This is a genomic window from Nocardia pseudobrasiliensis NBRC 108224, from assembly GCF_001613105.1.
GTDB classification, from domain to species: domain Bacteria; phylum Actinomycetota; class Actinomycetes; order Mycobacteriales; family Mycobacteriaceae; genus Nocardia; species Nocardia pseudobrasiliensis.
Genome location: NZ_BDBS01000024.1, coordinates 58,609 through 82,476, shown reverse-complemented (window position 1 = coordinate 82,476; position 23,868 = coordinate 58,609). Strand labels below are relative to the sequence as shown.

Sequence of the window (23,868 nt, the reverse complement as noted above, 5' to 3'; positions counted from 1 at the left end):
TCGCCGATATCGCCAACACCTTGTGCCACAAAGCCTTTCAGTACGATAGAGGGTGGGCCTCGTCAGGCCGGTAAAACTGAATAGCGAAAGGTTCGTCATGGCCTACAAACAGATCAAGCTGCCATTCAAAAATCTGGGAGGGCCGATCGGCCTCGAGGTCGATTCCGCAGGCAACACCTATGTGTCCAACCAGCGTCCGCGCCAGGTGGAGAAGCTCTCGCTGGACGGGACGCAGGCCGCACTCCCGATGACTTTCCAGGGGTCGCCCGCCGGTATCCGAGTCGACCAGATCGGCAATGCCTACGTGGTCGACTACGGCGGCAGCCGCGTACTGAAGCTCGGCACCGACGGTGTCGTCACCGTGCTCCCGTTCACCGGTCTGGGACGATTCCCCAACGACGTCGACGTCGACCAGGCAGGAAATGTCTACGTCACCGACGGCAGCAACAACCGCGTGGTCCGACTCTCCCCCGACGGCACCCAGGTAGACCTCCCCTTCACCAATCTGCTGGTACCGCATGGCATCCGAGTGGACAAGACCGGCAACATCACCGTCACCAACAAGGCCGAGGGCTCGTCCTCGTCGGGCAGCGTCGTCCGCCTGACCCCCCAGGGTGTACAGACAACCCTGCAATTCCACAGGGTCGACGCACCAACCGGCATCGACGTCGACGCCCAGGGCAACACCTACCTCACCAACTTCGGCAACACCACCATCAGACACAACGTCGAAATACTCTCTCCCACCGGCACTGTCACAGAGCCGCCATTCGAGGAGTTCAGCGTCCTGCGCCCCATCGACATCCGCGTCGACGACTCCGGGAACGTCACCGTGCTGGACTGGGTGGGCACTGTGCACCGGCTGATCCCCACGGCATAGACGAGGCCCCCGGCAAACGTGCGGACAGCCAGCCGCGTTCATAGCCCTGTCCGAAGCGGCCGCCATTGCGGTACAGGAACTCTCAGGCCATCATGTCCGACACTGTGCTGCTACCGTCCTTGCGTGCACAGAGTTCAGACGCGCACCATTCTGGCTGGTGCGATGGGGGGCGTGGTGCTGGCAGCCACGGTCGGCTGCGGTTCCGACAGCGAGCCGAAGTCCGCCGCTTCCACCAGTACCCAGATATCAAGCGCCGCCGCGGCATACACCGTTCCCCGAACCACAGCTGTGGCGCAGCCACTCAGCGAAGACGACAGATTCGTCGGCTTGGTCAAAGGCAAGGGCGGCGCCCTGACGGCAGTGGCAAGCTCCACCCCGCGCGACAACCTGACCACGCTGGGCAGGACGACGGCGGATTCGGTCGAAAAGCTCACTCTCACAGGCCAACCGCTGGAGGCCGCCGGGCGCACGGTGGCAATGATGCTGCAGGACAGCTACCGCAAGGAACCGGATATCCGCCTACACATGACGCCATCCGAGGCTTTGGATTTCATCGCAATATCCATCGCTGTATACAAGCCGAACCTCGGATAGCGGATATGGGATAATTGTCAATTTCTGTGGATCTCGGGTGATTCAGGTTGCTCGCAGCCATTGATCAAGGGCTGCGATGTCCTCGTCGCTGAGTCCACGGAACGACTCGACGTGGCGGAGGAACGCGCGACCGGGATGCTGTGCGGAGACCCAATTGCGGTCGGCGTCGGTGATCTCGTCGTCGACCCAGGCGAATGGGCGTCCGGCCGCCCAGTCGACCAGTGTCCGGGTCTTCCAGCACAGCCCGAACCACTGGTCTTCGTGTTCGTGCTCGACGGAGGAATCGGGCCGATGCACGACCGGCAGCCGGGGTAGCCCGAGGCGCGGCGCGATCTCGGCATTCGCGTCGTCTTCCCATGTGGTGGCCCAAACCAGTTCGCACGGTAGTGCCGCCAGTCGGCGCCCGAGTTCGGGGCTGAGCCGCGACAGGTGCGAATGCGACACGACATCACGCGGTTCGCGTTGCGGGTTCTCACCGAACGGGAGAAGCGGCCCGTCGACATCGAGGAATAACAGCGGGCGGTCGGTCATGCTGCGGTGCCCTGCTCACGCTCGACGAGAATGCCTCGATCGAAATGTGCTCCCGCGCGGACGAGAGCGACCAGGTGCGGCGCACTGACCGCCCGCCACCGGTTCTGAGCGGACTCGAGCAGTTTGAACGCCATCGCCGGCAGGATCGTTGAGGAGAAACGTTGATGCTCACCGTTTTCCGGATCGACACGCTTGTCGTTGACCCGTGGTGCACGGACCTCGACCGCACCCGCGGAGGTGGTCACGGCGCGGGCGGCGTAAAAGCCGTTACGGACCACCAGTCGATGCCCGTTCTCGTCGAGCCGATCAGCGAATCGAGCGATATACGCGGCTACTTCGGCCTGCAACGCCGCCGCCAGCATCGCCCGCACACCCTCGCGCACAATCTCGTCAATCGGCGAACCCGGCTCGGCGTCGTTGTTGGAGCCGGCACCACCGTCGATTACTTCGAGCATTCGGGACATACCTTCCACCCGGCGTTGGCGCGCCAGGGTTGATCAGATCCAGGATTCGAAGATCATCCCGGAAGGTACTCCTTTCCGGTCATCCACAGGTTCTGATCATTGCTCTGAAAGAGAACTGCGGATACTGCAACCGAGCGCGAAACCATCTGCGCTGCCGCGCACGCCGCAAGGGCTCACCGCTGGTTGTCGGGGCCCGCCGGACACGCACGATGGGACAGGTACGTGGAGGGGAAGCGTGACGGATGGCTGAGGAAGCCTCCGAAAGCGGCATTTTAGCTCGCCATGATCGGCATCGTTGTCGTCTTCATGGTTCACGCCTGCGGATAAGGGGCGCTGACCGCAAATCTCCGCCGGCCCGCGAACGGGCCGGCGGAGATATCGCGGCCACTATGTGGCAGACAGGATTTCGCTCGTATAGGTCGCGTACCGGTACCGTCCGGGCTCATGGACGATCCCCAGCTCGACAGTACCGGCAGTCAGGTCCGGCTCATCACTCTTCGCCGAAACCTGGAGGTGGTGGATCTGGTCCTTCTTGCTCAGGTCCATGCGGATGTAGAGCTCGACGGTGCCCCATTCGTCGATCTGGCGCATCTTGTCGACGCGAACGAAACCGGGGATATAGATGTCGATCGGTGTCCAGCCGAGTTTGGCGGTCACGACCCGGGTGTGCGTTCCCGTCCACTGCGGCGGGATCGGCTCGGTGCGGTAGTACACGTAGAAGGACGTGCCGGTGAAGTCGTGGACCTTTCCGAGGGGGGTGAGGCCGGTCGACGTGTCGCTCGGGTCGGGTAGTGAGATCTCGAACTCCACTCGGTGGATCCCGTGGAGTTTGGTGTCGTCGTAGAGGATGGAGAAGTCGTACCAGCCTCGATTGTCGGTCTGGCGCATCTCTTCGATTTCGACGAAACCGGGAATCCAGAATTCCGGAGCCAGGCCGGAGGACATGACGATGTTCTTGATGGCCATTGGGATCAGCCCGCCTTCGCGGTCGTGACGATGGTGTCCTCGTACCGCACGTAGAACGACTCGCCGCCCTTGCGGTTGCCGATGCCGACCGTCATCGGAGACGGGGTCGGGTCCGGGTTGTAGTCCGAGCGGAATTTCAGGTGGTGAATCTCGTTGGTGCGCTTCGGGTCATAGACGATATGCAGCTCCAGCCGTTCGTCCGCGAGCTGACGGAAGTGATCGACGCGCAGGAAGCCCGGAACGTAGAAGTCGAGCCGGTCCATGGTGTCGGCGACGACCATGACGCTGATGCCGTCGCTGTCGGGTTGGGGGACCGGGCGGGCATACCAGTAGACGTAGAAGCGGGAGCCATTGGCGAGATGAACTGTGCCCAAGCGGATGTCGAGGGCGTTCGGGCGCATCGGGTAGTAGTCGCCGGAGAGTAGGACCTCGGAGACTTCGTCGAGTTTGGTGTCGTCGTAGACGATCACGAACTCGCACAGGCCGTTGTCGCCGATCTGGCGCATTTCGTCGATCTTGACGAAGCCGGGGATGTGATAGGTCAGGGCGGCGGGGAAGCCGGTGACGGTCACGATTCCGATTGCCATGGAATCTCCTATTAAGTTGTGTAGCAGAGTCTTACGGCCGTTTCAGAGCTTCAGGGTCTGGATGGCGCTGAGACCGTCGGCGATGTAGAGGACACCGTCACGGACGACGAGGTTCCCCGGGGTGACGAGGTTGCTCAGCTCGACCGGCAGGACCGATTGTTCGCCACTTGGGGTGAGCTTCAGGACCCGCGGATCGCCGGGGAGCGCTCCCGCGGCCAGGGCGACGTACACATTGCCGTCGGAGTCGATATCCAGGCCGGTCGGCTGATCGAGGTTGGTGAACGGCAGGACCGTTCGCGTGCCGTCGGTTTCGAAGCGGACGACCTGACTCGGTTCCATCATCGTCACCGTGATCGCGCCCGCCCGATCGATGTGGAGGGCGTACGGATAATCGAGTTGGATGGGCACGGTCTCCTGGACGCCGTTCGGCGCGATCCGGACGATGCGGCCCGCGTAGCCGTCCACGACGTAAAGATTGCCCGCCGAATCGAACCGCAGCTGAGTGGGCTTTCTGAGTTCGGGGACTCTGATGGTCTGCTGCGCGCCGTTCGGGCGAAGTCGAATGATTTCCTCCGACCCTCGCTGACTGTTGGCGATGTACACATTGCCCGCCGCGTCCACCGCCACAGCACTGGGTTTGCGAGCCCCGGCAACGGGCAGTTTCGTCTCCGCGCCCTGCGGGGTGAACTTCCACACCTGGTCGTATAGATTGCCGGTGGCGTAGATATTCCCGGCCGCGTCGAGCGCGACGCCGGTCGGCCGCCCGTACACCGTGTAGGTCGGATTTGTCATTCTGTTCGCTCCTTGCTGAATGTTCCGAATCGGAGAGAGATGTATTCGGTTACGCGGCAGGCAGATCCGGCAGTTCGGCATCGGTGGCCTCGGTATGCGCCTTCAGGTTCTCCAGGATGGAATCCAGACGCGAGAAGTCCAGGTTCTCGGCCGGGGGGTTCCTCTTCATGTTCTGGATCTCGGCGTGAATCTTGAGGACCAGGTCGCGCACCTGGCCGATGGTGGAGGCGATGGCGTTGATCTTGTCCTGGTTGCTCATGGGAATCTCCTTTGTCAGATGTTGAATTCGTAGATCAGGGCGCTGTAGCCCATCCCGTAGGTGATCGCGTCCTGAAGCAGCGCGTCGATGCGTTGCCGGTCGGCGGGATCGGTCGGCCACGGGAAGTCCTGCACGACCGTCGTGCCGGGCAGCAGATATCCGTTACGGTTCGGCTCGGTCACGGTCTTGCGGACGTATTCGCCGTCCTTGGTGGCAGTGCTCACCTGGACGGAGGGAAATCCGTTGGGGCCCTTTTGTACTGCCTCGACGATTGCGTATTCGGTCATCTCGATATCGTCGGGGGAGGCGGCGCGCTTGGTCTGGATCGGCGGCACGAATTTGCAGGCCCAGCCGATTCCTTGATGCCGCCCGGTGCTGGTCTTCTGCATCAGGACGGCGGTGGCGCCGGGAAAGCTTTTGTAGTGGCCGAGGACCTCCAGCGCTCGCACGTAGTACTGGTGGTAGTCACCGTGCTGCGGCGGGTCGTATTGCGCGGATTCGGCCACATGGCTACCGGGCAGATGGACGTTGAAGTCGGTCCCGCTGTCGGTGATCGGGCACACCTGCACGTAGACGAAATTGCCGTTCTGGGTGCGAGGATCGTGTTCGCGATAGACGATGCTGATGGTCCACAGCTTGTGCCCCTGGTAGTCCAGCGGCGGGTAGAGCCGGTAGTTGTCGTACTCGGTGCCGTCGGGCAGCATGCCGTGATAAAAGCGATAGGCCTGATTGCCGTCACTGTTCTTATCGGTCAAGGCGACTTCTCCGTATTCAATTGTGCTGCGAATCAAGCAGCCGGAAGGATTTCGTCGGTGGCATAGACGTATCCCCACAACCCCAGAGGGTGGATGAGGCCGAGATCGATTGCGCCCGCGGGAATTTCCTTGTCCGGCGCGGTGTACGTCACGCTCACCTTGTGAATCTCGGCCTTCTTGTCACCGGATGCACGCACATAGATCTCGACCATCTCGCCGTCGCCCTTGCCGGTCGCGCGCATCTTTTCGATGGCGACCAGTCCCGGCACGTAGAACTGCATCCCATAGGCGCGGCCGACGAATGCCATCGTCTTCTCGCCGCCCCACTTCGATGGAATGGGCGAGTACTGGTAGTAGGTGTATACCCACCGGTCTCCGAATATGCGGGCTTTCGGGAGCGGATAGAACGGATCCGTCGTCTGCGGTGGGTTCTCGCCGGAGTTGCTGACGAAGACCATCGATACCTCGTGCACCTTGCTCTCGTCGTAGACGACGTCGTATTCGGCGGCGAAATCACCGATTTGACGGACATCGTCGATCTTGACGAATCCTGGAATCCAGAACTGGGCATCCGTAGCGGATCCCATCAGCACGACAGTTTTCAACACGATTGGCTCCTTGGGTTGTTCGAACGGTGTTGGCACTAAAGGTCTCTGAAGGCAAAGTCGTCCAGGTCCGCGGAATAGGTGGCGGTGCCGGAGAATTCCTTGGACGAGGACGCCCACAGTCCGCCGTAGCGTCGGGTCGGTCCGGGCTTGACGTCCGCATCGGTGTCGGTCCACGTCGCGACTATGGTGGCGGCGGAGTCCGGGTTGCGGACGAGTTGGTAGATATTGCCCGATACCCGGAATTCGGCGATATCTCCGGGTTTGAAACTGGTTGTGGCGGCGCTTTTCTGCCGCGTCTGATCACCGGCGTCCATGGTCCAGATGCCGGACTTGTCACCGCTGGTGGTGATCTTGGCGATGACCATGTCCTTCAGGCCGGCGTTGGCGCGCACGATCAGTCCGGCCTGTTCGGCCGTGAGCGCGGTGGCGATGGTGACGCGCACGGCATGGTTGTCGGTGAGTGCGGCCGTGGCGGTGTAGCCGGCGGCCATCTCGTAGCCGGAGAGGAATCCGGCCGGTTCCCCGGCGTGGAATCTATTGGAATTCAGTGTCGGCACGGCGGGTTCGTCGTTGTATCCCGCAGTGGTCCAGTTGCCACCCAGGCTGGCGCGATTGAAGTTGTCGTTCACATTGGTCCCGGCGCTCCACAGCAGCGTCGTGCCGAGACTGATCTTCTGGATGGCGGCAGCGCCGAGGGAGGCTTTGGCGATGCCGGTGGCCGCGAGGCTGATTGCCATGGAACGATTCCAATGCGAGATGGAGGTCTAGGTTCTGACGAGCGGGGTGGGCAGGTACACGCGCAGGTAGGAGCTGGCGCTGACCTGCGCGGTGGGACCGTTGCCGAACATGGACTCACCGAGCGCCTCGACGCCGACGACGCTGCCCGTTTTGACGTCGATACCGCTGGCGACGACCTCGGCGGTGACGCTCCCCCACGCGGGCGCAGAGACCTTTCGACCCGCCGCGCCGACGGGCTTGTCGTCGAGGGTCAGGCGCATGGTGACGTCCTGCTTGTAACTCGAAGTCGCCGACCAGATGACCGAGGCCGCGATGGTGACGCCCTTCCCTGCGGCCGGGACAACCAGCTTGTTGGACGCCACGGCCGACCCCGGATATTTCGGATCGGCCTTCCAGCCCTGCATCAGCGCGAACGGCGATCCGGAGGTCGCCGCGGTGCCGACCGTCGCCCCGACGGGAATGAAAACGACCGCGCTCCACACGTCGATCGCACCAAGGCTGATCTTCTGAATATCGTTGCCGCCCAATGCGACTTTCGTGATACCGACCGTGCCGAGACTGGCTCCCATCAGGCAGTCCGCAGGTAGAGGGTGTTGGCGTCCTTGGTGGCGATCGCGTTGAATTGCGCCTCGGTACCGACCCAGAGGGTGAGCGTTCGGGGACCCGAAGTATCTTGTCCGGCAACATATCCGGTCGCCAGCTTCGACAATGCGATCGCGGCCCCACCGGCGATCTTGACATTGGTGACACTGCCGTCGACAGGCACTCGTTGATCGGACAGCCGCGCATCGTCCCCGGCGGCGGCCGTCCCCGCGATAGTGCCGAGAGTGAGGCTGGAAGTACCCGCACCAAGGGTCGAGCGCGCCGCGGCGGCGGTGGCTGCGATGAGGACCGCACGCCCGACGCTGGTGGCGTCGGTGATATCGACGGAGGCCGTGGTGACCGCGCCGGTGCGGCCGTTGACCGAGGACACCGGAGAGGCCGGGTAGGTGCGTTCGCGCCAATTCGCGAGCTGCCCTGCGGGTTCGGCGATGAGCTGCCAGTCGGTGCCCTTGTCGGTGCGAGTGCACCAGTCTCCCCGCTGCCCGCTCAGAGCGAGCATCGCGGACTCACCGGACACCGCACCGAGGAATTCCGTAACCGCGATGGCGGGCATGATCGCGGCCGAAATCTTGCCGGTGCCATCGACCTGCACGGCGGTATCGGCGCGGGTGAGGGAGGTCTGCACCGCAGAGTCCAAGTCGCCCTTGGGGATTCCTGCAGCGGGTTTCTGATAGGCCGAGTCCGCGTGCCCGAGCGAGGTCTGCACAGCCGCAGCCAGATCCGTGGCCGGGATGCCGTTGCCGGGCCGGGTGTATTTGGCGTCGACACTGGCCACGTCGGCCTTACCGGACCAGCCGACGACCACGGGATGTTCGAAGGTGCCGCCCAACTCGCCGGGGGTGCCGCCGGGCAGCATGATGCCGCCCTTGATCGTCTTGTCCGCGTTGGGAATCCCGCTGGAGACGGTTTCGGCGGCGTGCTCGGCCCAGTGTTTGGCCTCGGCCGCCGACGCCGCGGCATTGGTTTTGGCATCGGTGGCCGAGTCGGCGGAAGTCTTGGCGGTGTCGCGGGCCGTTTGGGCGTCGGCGCGGGCGGCACTGGCCGAATTCGCCGAAGCGACAGCGTCATCGGCGGCCGTGCGGGCCGCGGCGCGCGCACCGTCGGCGGTCGTGGCCGAGCTCGCGGCGGCCGAAGCCGATCCGGCTGCCTTGTCCGCGGCGGAACCAGCGTTGGTCGCCGCGGTAGTGGCCTGGTCTCGCGCACTGTTCGCGGTACTCGCAGCAGTGCCCGCGGTGGTAGCGGAATTGGCGGCATTGCGGGCCGATGTATCGGCGGCGGCGGCCGCGTTGGTGGCGAGTCCGGCCGAGGTCAGGGCCTCGTCGGCCTTGCTGGTCGCGGTGGCGGCGGCCTGGGTGGCGTTGGTCAGGGCGGGCACCGCGACGTCGACCGGGGTCACGCCGGTGGTCATGGCGAAGCGCAGGCCCGCAGGCGTGGCGGTGATGGAGTCGATGCCCCGGCCCGGATCGCCCTGGTCGCCCTTGATCGGCGCGCCTTTGCCTTTGGCCGGCCAGGCCGCGCCGTTCCAGAAGTAGGCGAGGTTGTCCTCGAGGACGAGGTAGCAGACCCCGTTGTCACCGGGCCCGAGCCCGGTGGGCAGATCGGCGTAGGTGTTCTTGACACCGGTGAAGCTGATGCCGTGGCCGTCGCGTCCGGCGACCGGAACCAGCACTCCCCCAGCGGGAATCGTGCCCGGGCCGAGGGCGGGCGTGGCGGGCGGCAGGCCGATGATCAGGGGCGCGCTCATTTGGCCTTCCACTGTTTGACCTTGCCCATTTCCAACTGGACAGGCAGCGCCGCGGCATTGGCCTTGAACATCAGGTAGAAGGCGGTCCGGTCCGGAATGGCCGCGGTCACTTCGGGTTTGATGGCGATGGTGGCCATATCACCGGAGATGGTGAAATCCCAGCGCTGCGGGGTGTCGTCGTCGCCGACAAGCAGATACAGCTGCGCTCCGGCGGGGAATTCGCCTGCATACCAACGGAATTGCCATTCCAGGCCGGAGAACTTCTTCAGGTTCATCGTGCCGACCGGCGGCGGCAGTCCGATCTGGCCGGGGGCGGTCATCGCGACCGCCAGCCCGGGTCGTCGGCATCCAACGCCGCATACAGGTCGTCCATGAAACAGCCGGTAGCGCCCGGCGTGCACATCATCAGATACAGGTCCCCATGCGGGTCGATGCGTCCGAGCGACTGCATATCGCGCTGCAGGTCGCTGACCCACGCCAGTGTCGCCGCATTCGTGGCGGCCTCGGTCGGCGCGCCCTGCGGGTCGTAGTCGGGATCGTCGGTCATGATCGCCGCATACAGTCCCGGCACCGCATAGTTGTGGATGTACTTGCGCGCCGGATCCAGATCGTGATGCCCGATATAGCGGCGGGATCCGAAGCCGTCGAGGACATTGGCGACGAAGAAATTCTTGATGTGCTTGAGCTTGTCGGCCATAACCTATCGCAGTACGTAGAAGGGGACCTTGTTCGATTCGTTGTAGTTGAGCGCGGATTCGCCGATCGCCGCGGGAATCGCGGAGAAACCACCGGCGTAGCAGTAGTTCTTGCGCGGGAACGCCGAGCTGATCTGCGGCGGAGTGATGTTGTTCATCGTGATGCACAGCAGCGACGAGCAGGTCTGCCCGAGGGCGGTGACCTGGAGCAGTCCGATCGCGAACACATCGCCCTGCTTGGCGGTGAGCGCGGTGCCCAGGTTGAACCGGTATTCGGTATTGGTCGCACCGAAACTGCCCTTCATATCCACCGCCGCGGAGACGGGATTGAGCAGCGTCAGGTTGCCGGTCGCGGTGTCGACCGAATACACCCCGATGTAGAAGCCGCCGATTCCGAAGGCGGTCACCGATCCGCCGGTGATGAATCCGACCTCGGTGTAGGTTCGGTCGCGTTGGGCCTGGATGTATCCCAGTTCGAGGTAACTCGCGCCGTGTCCGGCGGGCTGATAGTCCGGCGTGACACGCAGCGAATGGGTGTGGCTGTTGTTGCTGCCGCCGCCGGAGGAGGTCGACGAGGCGGCGCCGAAGGTCAGCTGGGTGCGGGGAAAGGTGGTGTCCTCGTTCGCCCGAAACGATTGCCACATCGGCGATCCGACCGGCACCTGCGACAGGGACGGCTTGTCCTTGATCGGATCCTCGACCTGATCTTTGTAGGTACCGCGCACATCGGTGAACTTCTGCTTGATGCCCCCGGTCATGATCGCGACCGCGGTGTCCTTGTTGAGGTCCTTACCGAACTTCGACCCGACCTGGAACGCGCCGTCGGGCGGATTGCCTACCGGGAATGTCACGCCTGCGCTCCTCGATACTCTGCCAATTCGGCTCGCAGCGCCGCGATTTCGACTCGACTGGCGGCGAGCTCACGTTTGGTATCCGCCAATTCGGTACGCAGGGAGGCAATTTCGGTTTGATAGCGAATGGCATCCTCTCTCGACTGGCGCAGCACGCCGTCCAACTGCGCGGCGACGCCGGACAATTGGACTGAGAGCAGTTCGACGCGCTGATCGTTGAGGACCGCCGCGGCGGCCTCGATTCGGGCCTGACGCTTGATGCGGCTCACACGGAATCCGTAGATGAAGTCGAGAAGCGGGCGGAGGAGTTCACGGACCTTCGGCACGGCCGCCGCCGCGATCGTGATGACCGCGACGACGACCGAGGCCCACACCACCCACGGATGGGTGTCGGGCACGGTGGCTTACCGCACCTGACCCGAGGCGGCCGCGTCACCGGCGATGTTGTGCAGCAGCGAGATCAGGGCCGCGAGACCGGCCGCGCCGAGGCTGGCGGTCCAGTTGGTGTCCAGCACACCGGTGAATACGGCCAGCGAGGCCGCGAGCGTCTGGGCGAAGGTCTTGAGCGCCCGCTTACCGGCGTCGACGAGACCGGCCTTGGTGAAAACATCAGCCATGGGAATTCTCCGTATCGGTGGTGGGGGCCGCGATCGGGCGCGCGAGCAGTTCGGTGAGCCTCTCGGCGAGCACCGCGTTCTCGCGGGACAGGGTTTCGACCTTGGCGTCGAGTTCCTGGATGAAGCGGGTGACCGTGCCGTGGAACACTTCCGCGCCGGGTTTGCCCGCGCGGATGTCGTAGAGCGACGGATGGCCCGGGTACTGGCCGGAGTCGCGGCCGCCGGTCAGCTCGAAGCGAATGTCTTTGATATCGCTGCCCATCGGGCCGACGTAGGTCTTCAGGCAGTCGAAGACGATCGCTTTGAGATCTTCGGGTGTGTAGGGCAAGTCGTTCTCCTGGGTGTCGAACAGGGCGGCCAGTTCGGCGGGTGTGCCGCGAAAGGCGTTGACGTCGAGTGCGTGTCCGGCGGCCAGGCCCCTGTCGGAGAACTGGAACACCGCGACGGAATTGCCGCCGTAGCCGTTCCAGCCGCGATGGGTGTCGCCGGGGTAGAGGGTGGCGGCGTAGCCGGAGCCGTCGACGTAGTTCGACGACATCAGCGGCGGCAGGCCGGTGAGGTCGGGGCTGCCCAGATTGCCGGACCAGTACCAGTTGGGCAGGTAGATCAGATTGACGCGGTAGCCGCGGGCGGTGAACTCGGCGACCAATTCACGGACGAGTTCCACACCACCGGAGCCGATTTCGACATCGAGCATGACCGGTATCGCCCGGTCCGGCTCGGCCGCGGCGTAGTGCTCGGCCTGCGCTGCGGCCGAACTGCCCTCGCGCACATAGTGATACGCGCCGAACAGCATTCCGGCCGCGCGCGCACCGTCGCGCTGCTCGCAGTAGAACGGGTTGACGTAGCTGTCGCCCTCGGTGGCCTTGGCCAGCACGTAGGCGAAGCCCTCGGCCTTGACCGCGGCCATATCCAGCCCGGCCTGATACGAGGCGATATCGATACCGAAGTAGGTCTGCGGCTGCGGCGGCACCGGAGCGCCCGGTTCGGTCGCACCGGCCAGCCACAGCGCCGGGTCGATCTGCGAGCCCGGCCGCCACACGCTCGGGTGTACCTCGAAATGGCAATGCGGGCCACTGGATTCGCCATTGTTGCCGACGTAGGCGATCAGCTGTCCGGCCGCGACCCAATCACCCAGTTTCAATCCGGTGGCGTGCGCGTCCCACATGTGCCCGTACACCGTGGTGCCGCCGCCCGCCTGCGCCGGATGATCGAGGACGATCCATTGCGCGAAGCCCTGCGCCGGCCCGATATAGGCAACGGTTCCGGCCTGCGCCGCGTAGATCGGAGTGCCGTCGGCGGCGGCGAAGTCCAGGCCGTAATGCATGCTGCCACCGCGGATTCCGAACCCGGAGGCGATCGTGTAGGTGCCTTGTTTCAGGGGCATGCATCGAATCAACGGGGAACTCCAACGAACCTGTGCGGGAAGCAGCGACGGCGAGACAGCTGCGGCCGCGGGGAGATCGCGGCCGGTTGTCTCCCGATTCTCACCTGCCGTTCGGGCGGGTGGTAGATGTTTCCCTCGGTGTCGGGACAGGCTCAGCCCTCGATCACACGGGCGATGTCGTCGTCGAGGACCGGCTCGGGCAGGTCGCCGCGGGCGCGGAACATCTCCAGCAGCGCACCGCGTTCCTGGTCGGTGAGGGTGTTGACGTCGGGCAGCACGACCGGTTCCGGATCGGGGGTGTCCATGGGCACCCAGCGCACCGCGGGATTCCACGCGTGGTTCGGGCCGCGCGCCGGACGCTGCAGCTTCTTGGTCTGCTCGGGCAGATTCTTCACGTCGATCCTGCCGTCCGCGTCGGCCAGCCGTCGCAGCCAGGGCGCGAACACATATCCGCATTCGACCAGGTGTTTGGAGATGATCTGCGCCCAGGCCAGCGGGATCGCCACACCGCCGGGGCCTAGTCCCGGGACGTTCTGCAAGGCGGCCGCGAAGTGGTCTTCGGGGTCGTCGAAATCGGTGTCCTCGATGGTCTTCAACATCGAAACGTATGTCCTCTATTCAGTTTTCGGTCACAGCACGCCGAGATCCTGTATCAGGCTGAGGATTTCGCGCAGTTGCTCCCATGCCTTGATCACGGGGTCCTGGTCTTCGCGTTGGCCGACGGTGATCTTCCAGCCGGGCGCCTGCTCGCGGTTCCATGCCAGCGACACCTGGGTGACGCGGTCGACGAATACGCGGCCCGGGGCCATACCGCGCACGGTGGAGCCGACGCGGTCGCCGAGGTAGAAATGTCCGAATCCCCGGCCACCGATATGGTACGGCGCACCATCGGCGACCACCACTTCATGACTGGTCGTCTCCCGGGTCGCCCACTGCCCGGCGCGCATCGCCAGCAGCCAGCCGAGGCTGTAGGCCTTGTCCGCGCCCTCCTGGAAATGCTCGTGATAGTGCGACCAGCCGAGTTTCGCCTTGCGGTCGGGAAATCCCCACTTGCCGAAGCTGAACAGCACATCGGTGTAGAGCGGGGCCAGGATCCGGTCCAGCGCGCCGCCGATCGGCGGGACGAAGACCGCGGCCGCGATGAGGTCGCCGACGGTCTGGATGGCCGCGCCGATCAGCTCGTTCACGCCCGCCGGTGAGTGGCCGCCCGCGATGACGCCGACGTCGGTGGCGGGTTTGACGGTGAACTCGCTGGTCTGGATGCCGGTGTGCGGGCCGTCGCGGTAGATCACCCAGGGTGCTTCCGGCAGTGTGCCTTTGAAGTCGGGGTCGCGGTATTCGGCCGGTATCGAGGGGTCGTCGATGATGTCGATGCCCTCTTTCAGGCCGTCGGAGCCGAGGTTGACGAACGCGCGGACCAGGCCGCCGAACAGATCGCCGAAGAAGCTGGTGCCCTTGGTGAATCCGGAGCGGTCCTCGAGGTCGATGACCAGACATCCGTAGCGCAGGTTCGCGCCGGGCCACGGTTCGGGGTCGCCGGGGAGGAATCGGCGGAAGGTCCAGGTCAACTGGGCGTCGGCGACGATCTTCTTACTGGCGTCGTGCAGCGACTTCATGCGCGAGATCACCAGCGCGGGAAGGGAATTGTCGATTCCGATCGGATCGGGCTTGACCACCATCGACCAGCTGGAGCGGCCGTCGGAGGGCCAGTAGGCGGGATCCATGGGGTCGGGGCTGAGGTCCCAGAACTTGCCGTTGAGCCGCATGATGTTCAAGTGGGCTGTCAGCTTCAGCGCCCACTTGGCCGGGCCGAAGCAGAACCACAACTTCGGGAACTGCACCTCCGGCGGCAGGAACGGATTCGGATAGCAGATGATGTGTTTGAGTTCTTCGTAGTCGTGTTTGAACGACAGCGCCAGCACACCCGAACCGTCGGCGTTCTTGCGGACGGTGAACGAATCCATCCGACCCGACCAGCGAATATTGTCCTTGTCCACGGTCAGGTGGATATTCGACGTCCGCTTCTCGAGGTTGACCACCCAATCGCTGATCCAATAGTCCAGCGGCAGTTCGATCGTGGCCATGCCGGTGTCGTTGTTGACCTCGTTGATCTCCGCGGACACGATGCGGGTGACCCGGCCGCGCAGCTGCCAGTTGCCGTCCCAGATTCGCACCAGCGGCGGTGCGAGCCGCCGGAACCGCTCATCGGCGGCGTTGGCGCGGAATCGTTCATAGACCGCGTCGAAATCGACTGTGGGGACGCTCATTCCAGCCCCCACGGTCGGCTCCACGCGCGCGCGCACCGCACCTGCACGCCGACTCCGGCGTCGGCTTCGGCCACCGACACCGGCAGCTGAATCCTCGTGGTGTAGGCGGGAAGTGGGTAGTTGAATGTCACGCCGCCCATCAGTGACCACACCTGCGTGCCCGCCGGGTCGCGCAGCATATCCTCGTGCGGATCGGTGTCGATGCGGAATTCCTGGCCCGGCTTCTGTTTGGGCATCTGTATCTTGCGGTCCTTGTCCTGTACCGCACGTCCGAAGGTGTTGTCGCCGAAGCTGAAATCGGGGATCGTCCATCGCGCGCCGCCCTGGAGCACCCATTTCATCCACACCGGCTGATCGGTGGGATTGTCGACGGTCACCGTGCCCGAGCCCGACGTCCCCGAGCTCAATACCCAGGTGCTGGTGTAGTCGCGTTCCTCGTACCACCAGGGGTCACCGCTGACGATGGTCATCACCACGCGCGCGGATTTGGTGAGGTTGGGATCCTTCTCCGGTTTGAACTGCGGCTGTTCGGACAGTCGCGCCTTCAGACAGCGGCGGCCCGACTCCTGGGTGGTGACCCAGATCTTGGTGTCCCGGTCGTAGGACCATGCCTTGCGCCACTCGCTGTCGTTGAACTGCCAGGTGTCACCGTTGAATCCGTCGATCCACACTCCGAATACGATGTCGCGCTTGAGATATCGCATTCCGGCGTAACTCGCGCCGATCTGGTGCGCATGCTCGGTGTAGATGGTCTTGACGGGCGCGTCGTAGATGCCTTCGAGATCGGTTCCCAGGATGATGCCCTGGTCGCCCATGCCGGGCCCGGAAATCGTGAACCAGCTGCCGTTGCAGCCTTCGATCTCCACGAGCGTGCGGTTGTCCACAGCAGTATTCGCCTATTCGGTTGTCGGTGGTCGGCTCAGCGCGCGATGAACGCGGCCGCGTTCTGACGCTGCCGAATCGCGTTCTTACGCAATGCTTCTTCGATATTGGTGACGTGATAGTGGATGTGTTCCTCGACCACCCGCGGCGCGTCGGCGATGGCCTTCTGGACGGCTTTGACCGTGTCGTTCTTGTTCAGCTCATGGGTGATGACCTGGTTGAGCTGGTTGTCGGAGCTCTGGCCCGCGGACACGATCTGGGAGAGGAAGCCGTTGCCGGTGATGCCCAGGTCGGAGGTGAACTGGTTCCAGGTGGATTTGAGGAAGCTCTTGCCCGCGGTATCCCAGATCTGCTGGTAGTGCTGGGGATCGCGGGTGGTCATGGCCGCTGTGCGGTAGGCCTCGTCGGCAGCGTCCTGGGTGTTCTTCTGCGGCTGGGTCGCACCCGCGGGGTCGCCCGGGGATGCCGGGGTCGGGTTGCCGAGGGTGCCCGAATTGTCGCTCTGGTCGGTACCCGTGGCCGGGGAGCCCTGGGCGAGGCCGGTGGCGGCCGATTCCGGGTCCGGGTTGGTCGGGGTGATGTCGCCGTCGCGGTTGCCGGTGGGCACCGCGTCGGTGTTGAGTTCGCCGGTGGCAAGGCCGTCCTTGGCCTGATCGACGGTGTTCGGATCGACCTTGGCCTGCGTGCCGCCGCCGCTGGCATCCGGTGAGGTTTGCGGCGTACTGCCCTTCTGGTTCAGCTTCGCCGTAGCGGCATCGCGCGCCTGGACCAGATCGGCAATCGCCTTGCCCGCGGCCGCCACGACCTTGCGCAGATTGTCGACGAATTCCGCGGGCCCGGTCGGCACCGTCATCTTGCCCAAACCCGGTACCGCAGAGGCTAACTCACTCAGCTGCGCGGTCATGAGCTGCCACTGCTCGTTGGTGAATACCGGCTCGGCCTTGCCCGACAGATTCCATCCCCAACCGCCGTGCGGCAGCCAGCCGCCCTGGTCGTAGCCGTGTCCCTGACCCCATTGCGCGCCGAGGTCGTTGCCGTAGCGGCTGCGGTAATACCGCAGCGCCGCACTGATATTCGCGTCCGGGTTGGTGCGATCGTTGGGCAGCGCCGGATTGCGATGGGCGGCGAAGGTACCGGGGGTGACCTGCAGCAGACCTATGGCCTCATTGCCGCCGGAGTTCACATCCTGGACCTGCTGGGTGATATTCGGATTGCCTGCGGATTCGGACTGGATCTGCGCCAGCGTCAGCCGGATATTGCGTTCATCGGCCGCCCAGCCCTCGCGCTCCAGTGCGGCAATCACATTCGGCCGCCACTGCGCGGCGCCCGCGGAGATATCGAACGGCGTCAGCCCTACGTCACTGGACTTGCCGACCATCTCCGAGACGGCCGACATCACCGTCGAGAGCATCTTCGACGGAATCTGCGCCATCCCCGCGCTACCCCAATCGGGCATGGAGGCCGTCAACTGCGACATGGGCTGCCACAGCAACTGCTGCACCTGCCCTATCGCCGCCGACAACCCGTCCCACGCCTCATTGGGAATCGTGGTTCCCGCCGCACTGCCCAGCGCCTGCGCGAGCGCCCAGTGCACGTGATTGCGATGCTCGGCCATCGTCGCGGGGCCGTACACCGAATTGCCGTCGCCGACATAGGCACGGTTCTTGATGTTGTGATTGAACGGCTGATGGATCAGCTCCATGGTGGAGCCGAGGAAGTTCGACGCGATCCACGCGGCCAGCCGCTGCATGCCGGGGGTGTCGTCGGTGCCGTCGGAGAAATCCCCCGCCTGACCGGTAGAGTGATAGCTGCCCGGCTCATTGCGGTAGCCGGAGGTCAGCTGCATTCCCGGGAAGCGTTCCTGGATGGCCGATTTCATCGTATCCACGATGCCGCCGTCGGCGAAGGCACCCGCGAATCGTCCGCCCAACTGCTGCTGAACCTTGTCCACGCCGCCGGTCCGCGCCGCCGAATTTACCCCGTGCACCCAATCGGTGCCGATCGCCCGCACGACTTCGGGGCGCAGGATGGCCTCGCCGCCGCCGACCGCGATGACTTGGGTGTCACGCCCCGGGGTGTAGCCGGGGATGACACCGCCGGAGTAATAACCGGTGATCGGCTCGACGGTGACCGTCCACTCCGGCAGCGACGGAATCACCTGCCGCACAGCGTTCCACGCGTTTTTCAGACCGCCGTTGAAGACGTTCTGAATCAGCCAGTTGATCGGTTCGGCGACGCCGCGTTTGATCCCGCCGAAACTCGTCGCGATCCCCGACTGGGTTGTGTTGAACTGGTTCCCCAGATCGGTCAGCGCCTGTACGAGCTTCGGAAACATGGTGTCCGACATCGCGGTGATATCGATACCCATGGTGTTGTAGAGCGTCTTCCACGCTTTCAGCGCACCGTTCTGGTCACCGAGGTTGTCGCCGAACACGATATTCAAACCGTTGACATAACCGGTGATCAGCTCGAACGCGGGTTTGGCGGTATCGGCGGCACCCGAGACCGCGGTGCCGAGCGCGTTCGCCTTATCGATGGATCCGGTGAAAGCGGGCAACAGCTTCTGGTTGTAGCCCGCCTCGACAGCGGCGACGTAATCGTTGTAGGCCTGCAGGCTGCCGCTGTAGTCGGGCACCTTCAGCTGAACGGGAACCACCTGGGGCGCGGGATTCGGCTGCTGAACGGCCGACTGCGGCGCGGGTTGTGGCGCGACTTGATTGGGCTGAGTTGCGGGCAGGCTTGGGAACAGTGAGGACAAGCCGCCCGGCTGGGTGTTCTGCGGAACACCTGGGACCAGAGCGGGAAACAACGCCGCGAGGGTCGGGTTGTTCGCTACCGAAGCGGGGACGGTCGGATCGACCGCGGTGGCCACCGCCTGATTACCGCCGCGCGCGGCATCGATGCGCTGCTGGAGGCTGTTCGGACCCAGCTGATATTGAGTGATCAGGTTCTCCAGTGCCTGACCCTCGCCCACGTACGCGGCGATTCGTTCCCGCACCGAGTCGGTGATCACCTGCGTAGCGTTCTGAGCGGCGACGGCCGCCGCACCCTCATTGTTGTTGACACTCAATGAAGCCTGATACGACGCCGAGGCCAACTGGTCGTAGCCACCCGCGACCGACAGCAGCAGAGCGCGGTATCGTCGGCCGTTCTCGCTCCGGAGGTTGATCTGGTCGCCTTCGAAGACCGTTCCGCCGTTCTCGACCGGCTTGAAGTTGTTCAGCTCGTCCAGCGCGCTGAAGGCCTGGGACTTCGCGTCGTCCTGGGTCATATTGTTCTTGCGTTGGCGCGCAAGAACACTGGTCAGTTTCTCGACCGCATCGGCGGCTTCGAGGTTCTTCGACTTCAACTCGTCGATGGTGTCACGCAGCCGCGATGCGGTCTTCTGCGATTCGACGAACTCGTCGCGAGTCCTCTGCAACTGCTCGGCCGCGATTCGGCCGCCCTCACTGCCGTCGAGCAGGCGCACCTTGAATCTGTCCCATTCGATATTCGAACCGGTCAGTGCGGAGGTCAGGCCTTCATTGGTGATCTTCAGATCCGACAACCGATCCTTGACCGCCTTGGCGGCGTCGGCGGCCTGGTCCAGCTTGTAGGAATCCGGAGCAGCTCCACCCGTCCCACCGAGTAGACCGCCGATGGCCATATCGCCACCGATCAGATTGATCAGGTGCTCACCGACATTCCACCAGTCGGTGTCTTTCCACTGCTCGCCGTATTGGTCGGCGAAACTGGTCTTCTTCGAGATCGCGGAGTCGAGTGTCTTCTGATACTGCTCGACCTTCTGGAGCATGACCCCCTTGACCTGCTCGTCGACCAGGCCGTCCGAATTGTTGAGCGCCTTGCTCAGGTCGAGCTTGAACTTCAGGTCGAACTGCTGCGCCTCCTGCATATCCTTCTTTGCCGCGGCGACCTTGTCGTTGAAACCGGATATGGCACTGGAGATCTGCGTGAAAGCCAGCACACCCGCGATCGCCACGACATTGAACCAGCCGCCCATCGCACTGACCAGCGAACTCGTCATCGAGCGAACGCCGCCGAGAGCGCTGGTGGCCGCGGTCTGGATACCGGAGAAGGCTGCGCCGGCCCGCGATTGCAACTGGCTGTAGCGCCCCCTGGCATCTTCGACGTGGTCTGCCTGGTGTCCCCGCATGAGCTGGTAGGTGCTGCGGGACTCTTCACGAATTCCCGTAAAGTAGCCGGTCATGTTCTGGCGGGCATTGATTGCCGCCACACCGATGCCGGTGTAGGCCGTCATCGCGGCGGACTTGATACCTGTGAATACCGTGCTCAGAGATCTCAGCGTGTACATGGCCGCGAAGACGGTCAGTACGCCCTCGATCAGCTTGGCCGTGGGGCCGAAGGACATGAGGGCATCGACGATCTTGGCGATCGCCGATGCCAATTTCTCGGCGACGGTCAGGGTGAATCCGAAGTTGTCCGCCACCGGAGCGACGATCGAGGCAACCGAGGAGACGATCGACTTGATGATCGACCAGACCTGCCCGGCCTTTTCGTTGATCGCCGCGAAGACGCGTTGGATCGAGCTCGCGCCCTCGGCGGATTTCGTCCAGGCTTCGAATCGCGCGGTGGAGTGATCCAGGGTGGCGAGCAGTCCGTCGCCTTCGCCGCGCAGGGCTTGGAAGAAGCCGCGCAGGCCGCCGAAGGTATTGCCGATGACGTGACCGAACTGCTTCATCTTCTCGATGCCGCGGTCGATGGCGGCATTCAGTTCACCGGTTTCGCGGGCTCCAGCGATACGGTCGGCCCAGCGTGATGCGCTGTCGGACAGGGCTTGGCCCAGTCGCGGCAGGACAGCGGAACCCGCGGTGGACAGGTCGATGAAGATTCGGGAGAGGGGCGCGGCGGCCTGCATCAGGTTCCGGAATCCGGAGGTGGTGTTGCCCAGGAATGCCGAATAGTCCAGCTGGGCTTTATTACTGCCGAAGACGGCGAGGCTCTGTTTGAGGCCCGCGTTGATTTCGTTGTTGATCGCCGCGAATCCGATGCGCATCAGCGGCAGCTGTTTGGTGGCGACGTCGGTGAATGCCTGGCCGAGTCCACGGGTCAGCGCGTCCTGGGCGGTGGTGCGCAGTTTGGTCCACTCCGGTCCCAGCGATCGCACCTGGTCCACCAGGTCGCGGGCGTGGGGTGAGAGCTTCCGGTATTCCTCGGCGAAGGTCTTGGCGGCCCCGGATTTTCCGAGTGTGTCCAGCACCTTCTGCTGTTCGCGCAGGGCGTCGTTATAGGACTCGACCGCTCGTTCGGCGCGCCGGTTGGCGTCGTCGTTGGCGTCGGCGACCTGCTGTACGACTTCGCCGACTCGCTCCTGCGCTTCGGCCAGGCGTGAATTGGCGTCGATCAGAGCCTGTTTGGCCTCGACGACCTGGTCGTCGCCTTCCACGCCTTTGGCATTGGCCTCGGTGGCGGCTTCGAGTTTCTTCTGATTGGCCGCCTGGACCTGTTCGACGTTGTAGTTCGCTTCATCGCGGGCCTGGACGGCCTCGGCGATGTCGAGCCAGTCGGAATCCGGATCCGCCGAGACTTTCCACAGGTTCTTCTCGGCACGCAGCGCCGACAGTTTCGCGCCGCGTTCGGACAGCGCGTTGCCTTTGAGGGCGTCGTTGAGGTCTTTGATCTTCTCCGCGGCGTCCTTGCGGGCGCGAGTCAGTGATTTCTGCGCGTCCTCGCTGGTGCGCTGGGCGCTCTGGACGGATTTCTCGGCATCGACGATCTGTCTGACGCCACTGGCGGCCGTGCGCGCGGCGTCGCGGCGCGCGGTGGCAAGGTTCTCGCCGGACTCCCGAACTCGGCGGTCGGCGTCGGTCTGCTTCTCGGCGGCGGACTCGGCGTCGGCGGTCGCTGATTTGCTGGCCTGGCCCGCGGCTTTGAGTGTGGAGAACAGGCCGTGCCCGCCAACGGCGATCGCGGCGATACCGGTTCCCGCCGCGACGATCACCGCGGGGAGCGAGGACAGCGCAGCGAGGGCCTGGCCCAGTGACGAGATCAGCGGCAGCAGGTTGACCGCGCCGAAGGCAGCCAGCGCGGCCGCGGAGGACATCGCGATCTGCCCGACCGAGGACAGGTAGCGGCCCATGTAGATCAGCTTGTCGTTGAGTGCGCCCCAACGGCTTTCGAGTCCGGAGCCGACGCGTTCCATTGCCCGGAGTACGGGGCTGACGTTTTCGCGATCTCGCAGCGATCTGTCGGCGCCCTGGTATCGGGTGGCCGCGACGTCGCGGTAGTGCTTCGTCGTGGAGACGCGCGCCTCGGCGATATCGCGGGCGCGCATGGCGTTGGTGAGTTCGTTGTTGATCGCGGCCAGGCGGGTGGCGTCGGTGATCGACTGCGCGTCGGCCTGGTGTTTGGCGACCGCGGCACGGGTGAGCCGTTCCTGCGCGCGGGTCCGTTCGATCTCCGCTTGGGACACCTTGCGTTCGGCGCTGTCCAGTTCGGCGGCAGCGGCAATGGCGGTCTGCGCGGCGTTCTGATCGTTGCGGTTCGCGCCTCGGCGTTTGAGCAGATCGGCGTTGCGGTTGGCGATGCCGATGACATTGGAATCGGAATCGGCTGTGCCGGAGTTGAAGTCGCGGCGTTGGCGGGCCTGCGCGGTGACATTTCTGACGATCGCGTCGAGTCGCGTCTGATCGTAGGACGACAGTGCGTGCGCGGACCGGAACTCACTCCCCGCCCGATCGGCCTCCGCCCGAGCCCGAGTGACCGCATCCTTTGCAACAGCCTTGCGGTCATTGGCAAGCCGCTGATTGTCCAGCGCATTGTCGAGCCGATTCTCGGCCCGACCGACCTGCCGCCTCGACGCATTGGTGGCGCGCTGCTGGGCCAGGTCGTCGATGGCGTTGTCGACATCGCGATCGGCTTTTCGTGAGGCCTGCACGGCTTTGGCGTAGTCGGCCGACGCACGGTCCTGGGCGGCCGCGGCCTTGCGCCAGGCGTCGGCCTGTTTGTTGCTGAATTGGGTGAGCTGCCCCGCGGAGAGGATCTGTTCCTGGACGTGCCGCGTGTATCCGCGCAGACGTCCTCGGGCGTTTCGGCCCGCGGGGTTGAGTGCGTCGGCGATCTGTTGCCGTTCGCGGGCGGTGCGCGCGGTGAGATCACTGTTGCGGGCGAGTTTTTCGGCATGCTGGGCGGCGCGTTTGGCGTCGTTCTCGGCCTCGCGTTCCTGCCGGGCCTGGCGAGTGCGATTGCGCCGCAGCCGCGCGGACTCTTCCTTGCGGATTTCGTCGTCGAGCCAGTCGGCGTCTTTTTTGGCGGCGCGGGAGCGCTGCCGGACGGGCTCGTCGTCGTCTTCGATCTTGCGGCGGATCTTGCGGCGCTCGCGCAGTTCTTTTTCGTAGTCGGCGAGCCGCTCGTTCATTCCGCGGCCGCGGCCGGGGCGGGTGTGTTGGTCGGAGGCGTCCTGGAATGCCTTGCCGTGCGCGACGCCTTCGGCTTTACCGCGCGCCCGGCCGCGTTCTACGGCGGCTTTGTCGTCGCGGGCGTTGTCGGCGGCGGAATCGCTTCTGGTTTTGCGGAATTCCCGCTCGACGGCTTCGGTGAAACCGCTCATGTCCGGGCTGACGGTGATCTTGATATGGCCAGCGATATAGGACATGTGTCGAACCTTTGGGTCGGAAGGTCAGGCGGAACG

22 protein-coding genes and 1 pseudogene are annotated in these 23,868 nt (G+C 64.4%); 2 read left to right on the top strand and 21 right to left on the bottom strand.

What is annotated here, in order from left to right; translation table 11 throughout:
• The first annotated feature begins 97 nt into the window (after positions 1-97).
• The gene (locus NP4_RS20360; RefSeq protein ID WP_068000060.1) at positions 98-880 is read left to right on the top strand and encodes an NHL repeat-containing protein; all 783 of its coding nucleotides are present in this window, start codon (positions 98-100) and stop codon (positions 878-880) included.
• A gap of 123 nt (positions 881-1,003) precedes the next feature.
• Complete coding sequence (locus NP4_RS20355; RefSeq protein ID WP_068000058.1) at positions 1,004-1,474, top strand: hypothetical protein; 471 nt, start codon at positions 1,004-1,006, stop codon at positions 1,472-1,474.
• Positions 1,475-1,516: 42 nt separating this feature from the next.
• Here the strand turns inward: NP4_RS20355 and NP4_RS20350 are convergent, their stop codons facing one another.
• The 21 genes and pseudogenes from NP4_RS20350 to NP4_RS20250 all read right to left on the bottom strand — a co-directional run bounded on the left by NP4_RS20350 (position 1,517) and on the right by NP4_RS20250 (position 23,832).
• A complete protein-coding gene (locus NP4_RS20350) occupies positions 1,517-2,005 on the bottom strand; it encodes an HAD domain-containing protein (RefSeq protein ID WP_068000039.1) in 489 nt (162 codons plus the stop codon).
• A gap of 122 nt (positions 2,006-2,127) precedes the next feature.
• Positions 2,128-2,460, bottom strand: a pseudogene (locus NP4_RS20345) (transposase); the annotation flags it as partial.
• A gap of 396 nt (positions 2,461-2,856) precedes the next feature.
• The gene (locus tag NP4_RS20340; RefSeq protein ID WP_068000036.1) at positions 2,857-3,435 is read right to left on the bottom strand and encodes a hypothetical protein; all 579 of its coding nucleotides are present in this window, start codon (positions 3,433-3,435) and stop codon (positions 2,857-2,859) included.
• A gap of 5 nt (positions 3,436-3,440) precedes the next feature.
• Positions 3,441-4,022, bottom strand: coding sequence for a hypothetical protein (locus NP4_RS20335; protein WP_068000034.1), 582 nt, complete (start codon positions 4,020-4,022; stop codon positions 3,441-3,443).
• Positions 4,023-4,064: 42 nt separating this feature from the next.
• Positions 4,065-4,814 (bottom strand): virginiamycin B lyase family protein, encoded by a 750-nt coding sequence (locus NP4_RS20330; RefSeq protein WP_068000032.1) that lies wholly within the window; start codon positions 4,812-4,814, stop codon positions 4,065-4,067.
• Between the two features lie 49 nt (positions 4,815-4,863).
• On the bottom strand, positions 4,864-5,073 hold the full coding sequence (locus NP4_RS20325; RefSeq protein WP_068000031.1) for a hypothetical protein: 210 nt from the start codon (positions 5,071-5,073) through the stop codon (positions 4,864-4,866).
• Positions 5,074-5,087: 14 nt separating this feature from the next.
• Positions 5,088-5,828, bottom strand: coding sequence for a hypothetical protein (locus NP4_RS20320; RefSeq protein ID WP_068000030.1), 741 nt, complete (start codon positions 5,826-5,828; stop codon positions 5,088-5,090).
• Between the two features lie 32 nt (positions 5,829-5,860).
• Positions 5,861-6,472, bottom strand: a complete 612-nt coding sequence (locus NP4_RS20315; protein WP_147287956.1) for a hypothetical protein — start codon at positions 6,470-6,472, stop codon at positions 5,861-5,863.
• Positions 6,472-7,173 carry a hypothetical protein gene (locus tag NP4_RS20310; protein WP_068000024.1) on the bottom strand — a complete coding sequence of 234 codons (702 nt, stop codon included), beginning with the start codon at positions 7,171-7,173 and terminating at the stop codon, positions 6,472-6,474. The genes NP4_RS20315 and NP4_RS20310 overlap by 1 nt, the downstream gene beginning before the upstream one ends.
• A 27-nt stretch (positions 7,174-7,200) precedes the next feature.
• Positions 7,201-7,743: a hypothetical protein gene (locus NP4_RS20305; protein ID WP_068000022.1), complete on the bottom strand. Its 543-nt coding sequence runs from the start codon at positions 7,741-7,743 to the stop codon at positions 7,201-7,203.
• Positions 7,743-9,521 carry a phage upper tail fiber protein gene (locus NP4_RS42675; protein ID WP_068000020.1) on the bottom strand — a complete coding sequence of 593 codons (1,779 nt, stop codon included), beginning with the start codon at positions 9,519-9,521 and terminating at the stop codon, positions 7,743-7,745. The genes NP4_RS20305 and NP4_RS42675 overlap by 1 nt, the downstream gene beginning before the upstream one ends.
• Positions 9,518-9,841, bottom strand: coding sequence for an LtfC-like domain-containing protein (locus NP4_RS20295; RefSeq protein WP_068000018.1), 324 nt, complete (start codon positions 9,839-9,841; stop codon positions 9,518-9,520). Before NP4_RS20295 ends, NP4_RS42675 begins: the two co-directional genes overlap by 4 nt.
• Complete coding sequence (locus NP4_RS20290) at positions 9,838-10,218, bottom strand: hypothetical protein (protein WP_068000016.1); 381 nt, start codon at positions 10,216-10,218, stop codon at positions 9,838-9,840. The genes NP4_RS20295 and NP4_RS20290 overlap by 4 nt, the downstream gene beginning before the upstream one ends.
• Positions 10,219-10,221: 3 nt before the next feature.
• Complete coding sequence (locus NP4_RS20285; RefSeq protein ID WP_068000014.1) at positions 10,222-11,067, bottom strand: hypothetical protein; 846 nt, start codon at positions 11,065-11,067, stop codon at positions 10,222-10,224.
• Positions 11,064-11,465 (bottom strand): hypothetical protein, encoded by a 402-nt coding sequence (locus NP4_RS20280; RefSeq protein ID WP_068000012.1) that lies wholly within the window; start codon positions 11,463-11,465, stop codon positions 11,064-11,066. The genes NP4_RS20285 and NP4_RS20280 overlap by 4 nt, the downstream gene beginning before the upstream one ends.
• A 6-nt stretch (positions 11,466-11,471) precedes the next feature.
• Positions 11,472-11,684, bottom strand: a complete 213-nt coding sequence (locus tag NP4_RS20275) for a holin (RefSeq protein WP_068000010.1) — start codon at positions 11,682-11,684, stop codon at positions 11,472-11,474.
• Complete coding sequence (locus NP4_RS20270; protein WP_068000009.1) at positions 11,677-13,071, bottom strand: peptidoglycan DD-metalloendopeptidase family protein; 1,395 nt, start codon at positions 13,069-13,071, stop codon at positions 11,677-11,679. Before NP4_RS20270 ends, NP4_RS20275 begins: the two co-directional genes overlap by 8 nt.
• Positions 13,072-13,223: 152 nt before the next feature.
• Positions 13,224-13,670 (bottom strand): phage gene 29 protein family protein, encoded by a 447-nt coding sequence (locus NP4_RS20265; RefSeq protein WP_068000007.1) that lies wholly within the window; start codon positions 13,668-13,670, stop codon positions 13,224-13,226.
• 30 nt (positions 13,671-13,700) lie between these two features.
• Positions 13,701-15,338, bottom strand: a complete 1,638-nt coding sequence (locus NP4_RS20260; RefSeq protein WP_068000221.1) for a Gp37-like protein — start codon at positions 15,336-15,338, stop codon at positions 13,701-13,703.
• Positions 15,335-16,222, bottom strand: a complete 888-nt coding sequence (locus tag NP4_RS20255; RefSeq protein ID WP_068000005.1) for a hypothetical protein — start codon at positions 16,220-16,222, stop codon at positions 15,335-15,337. Before NP4_RS20255 ends, NP4_RS20260 begins: the two co-directional genes overlap by 4 nt.
• A 35-nt stretch (positions 16,223-16,257) precedes the next feature.
• On the bottom strand, positions 16,258-23,832 hold the full coding sequence (locus NP4_RS20250; RefSeq protein ID WP_068000003.1) for a transglycosylase SLT domain-containing protein: 7,575 nt from the start codon (positions 23,830-23,832) through the stop codon (positions 16,258-16,260).
• Between the last annotated feature and the right edge of the window lie 36 nt (positions 23,833-23,868).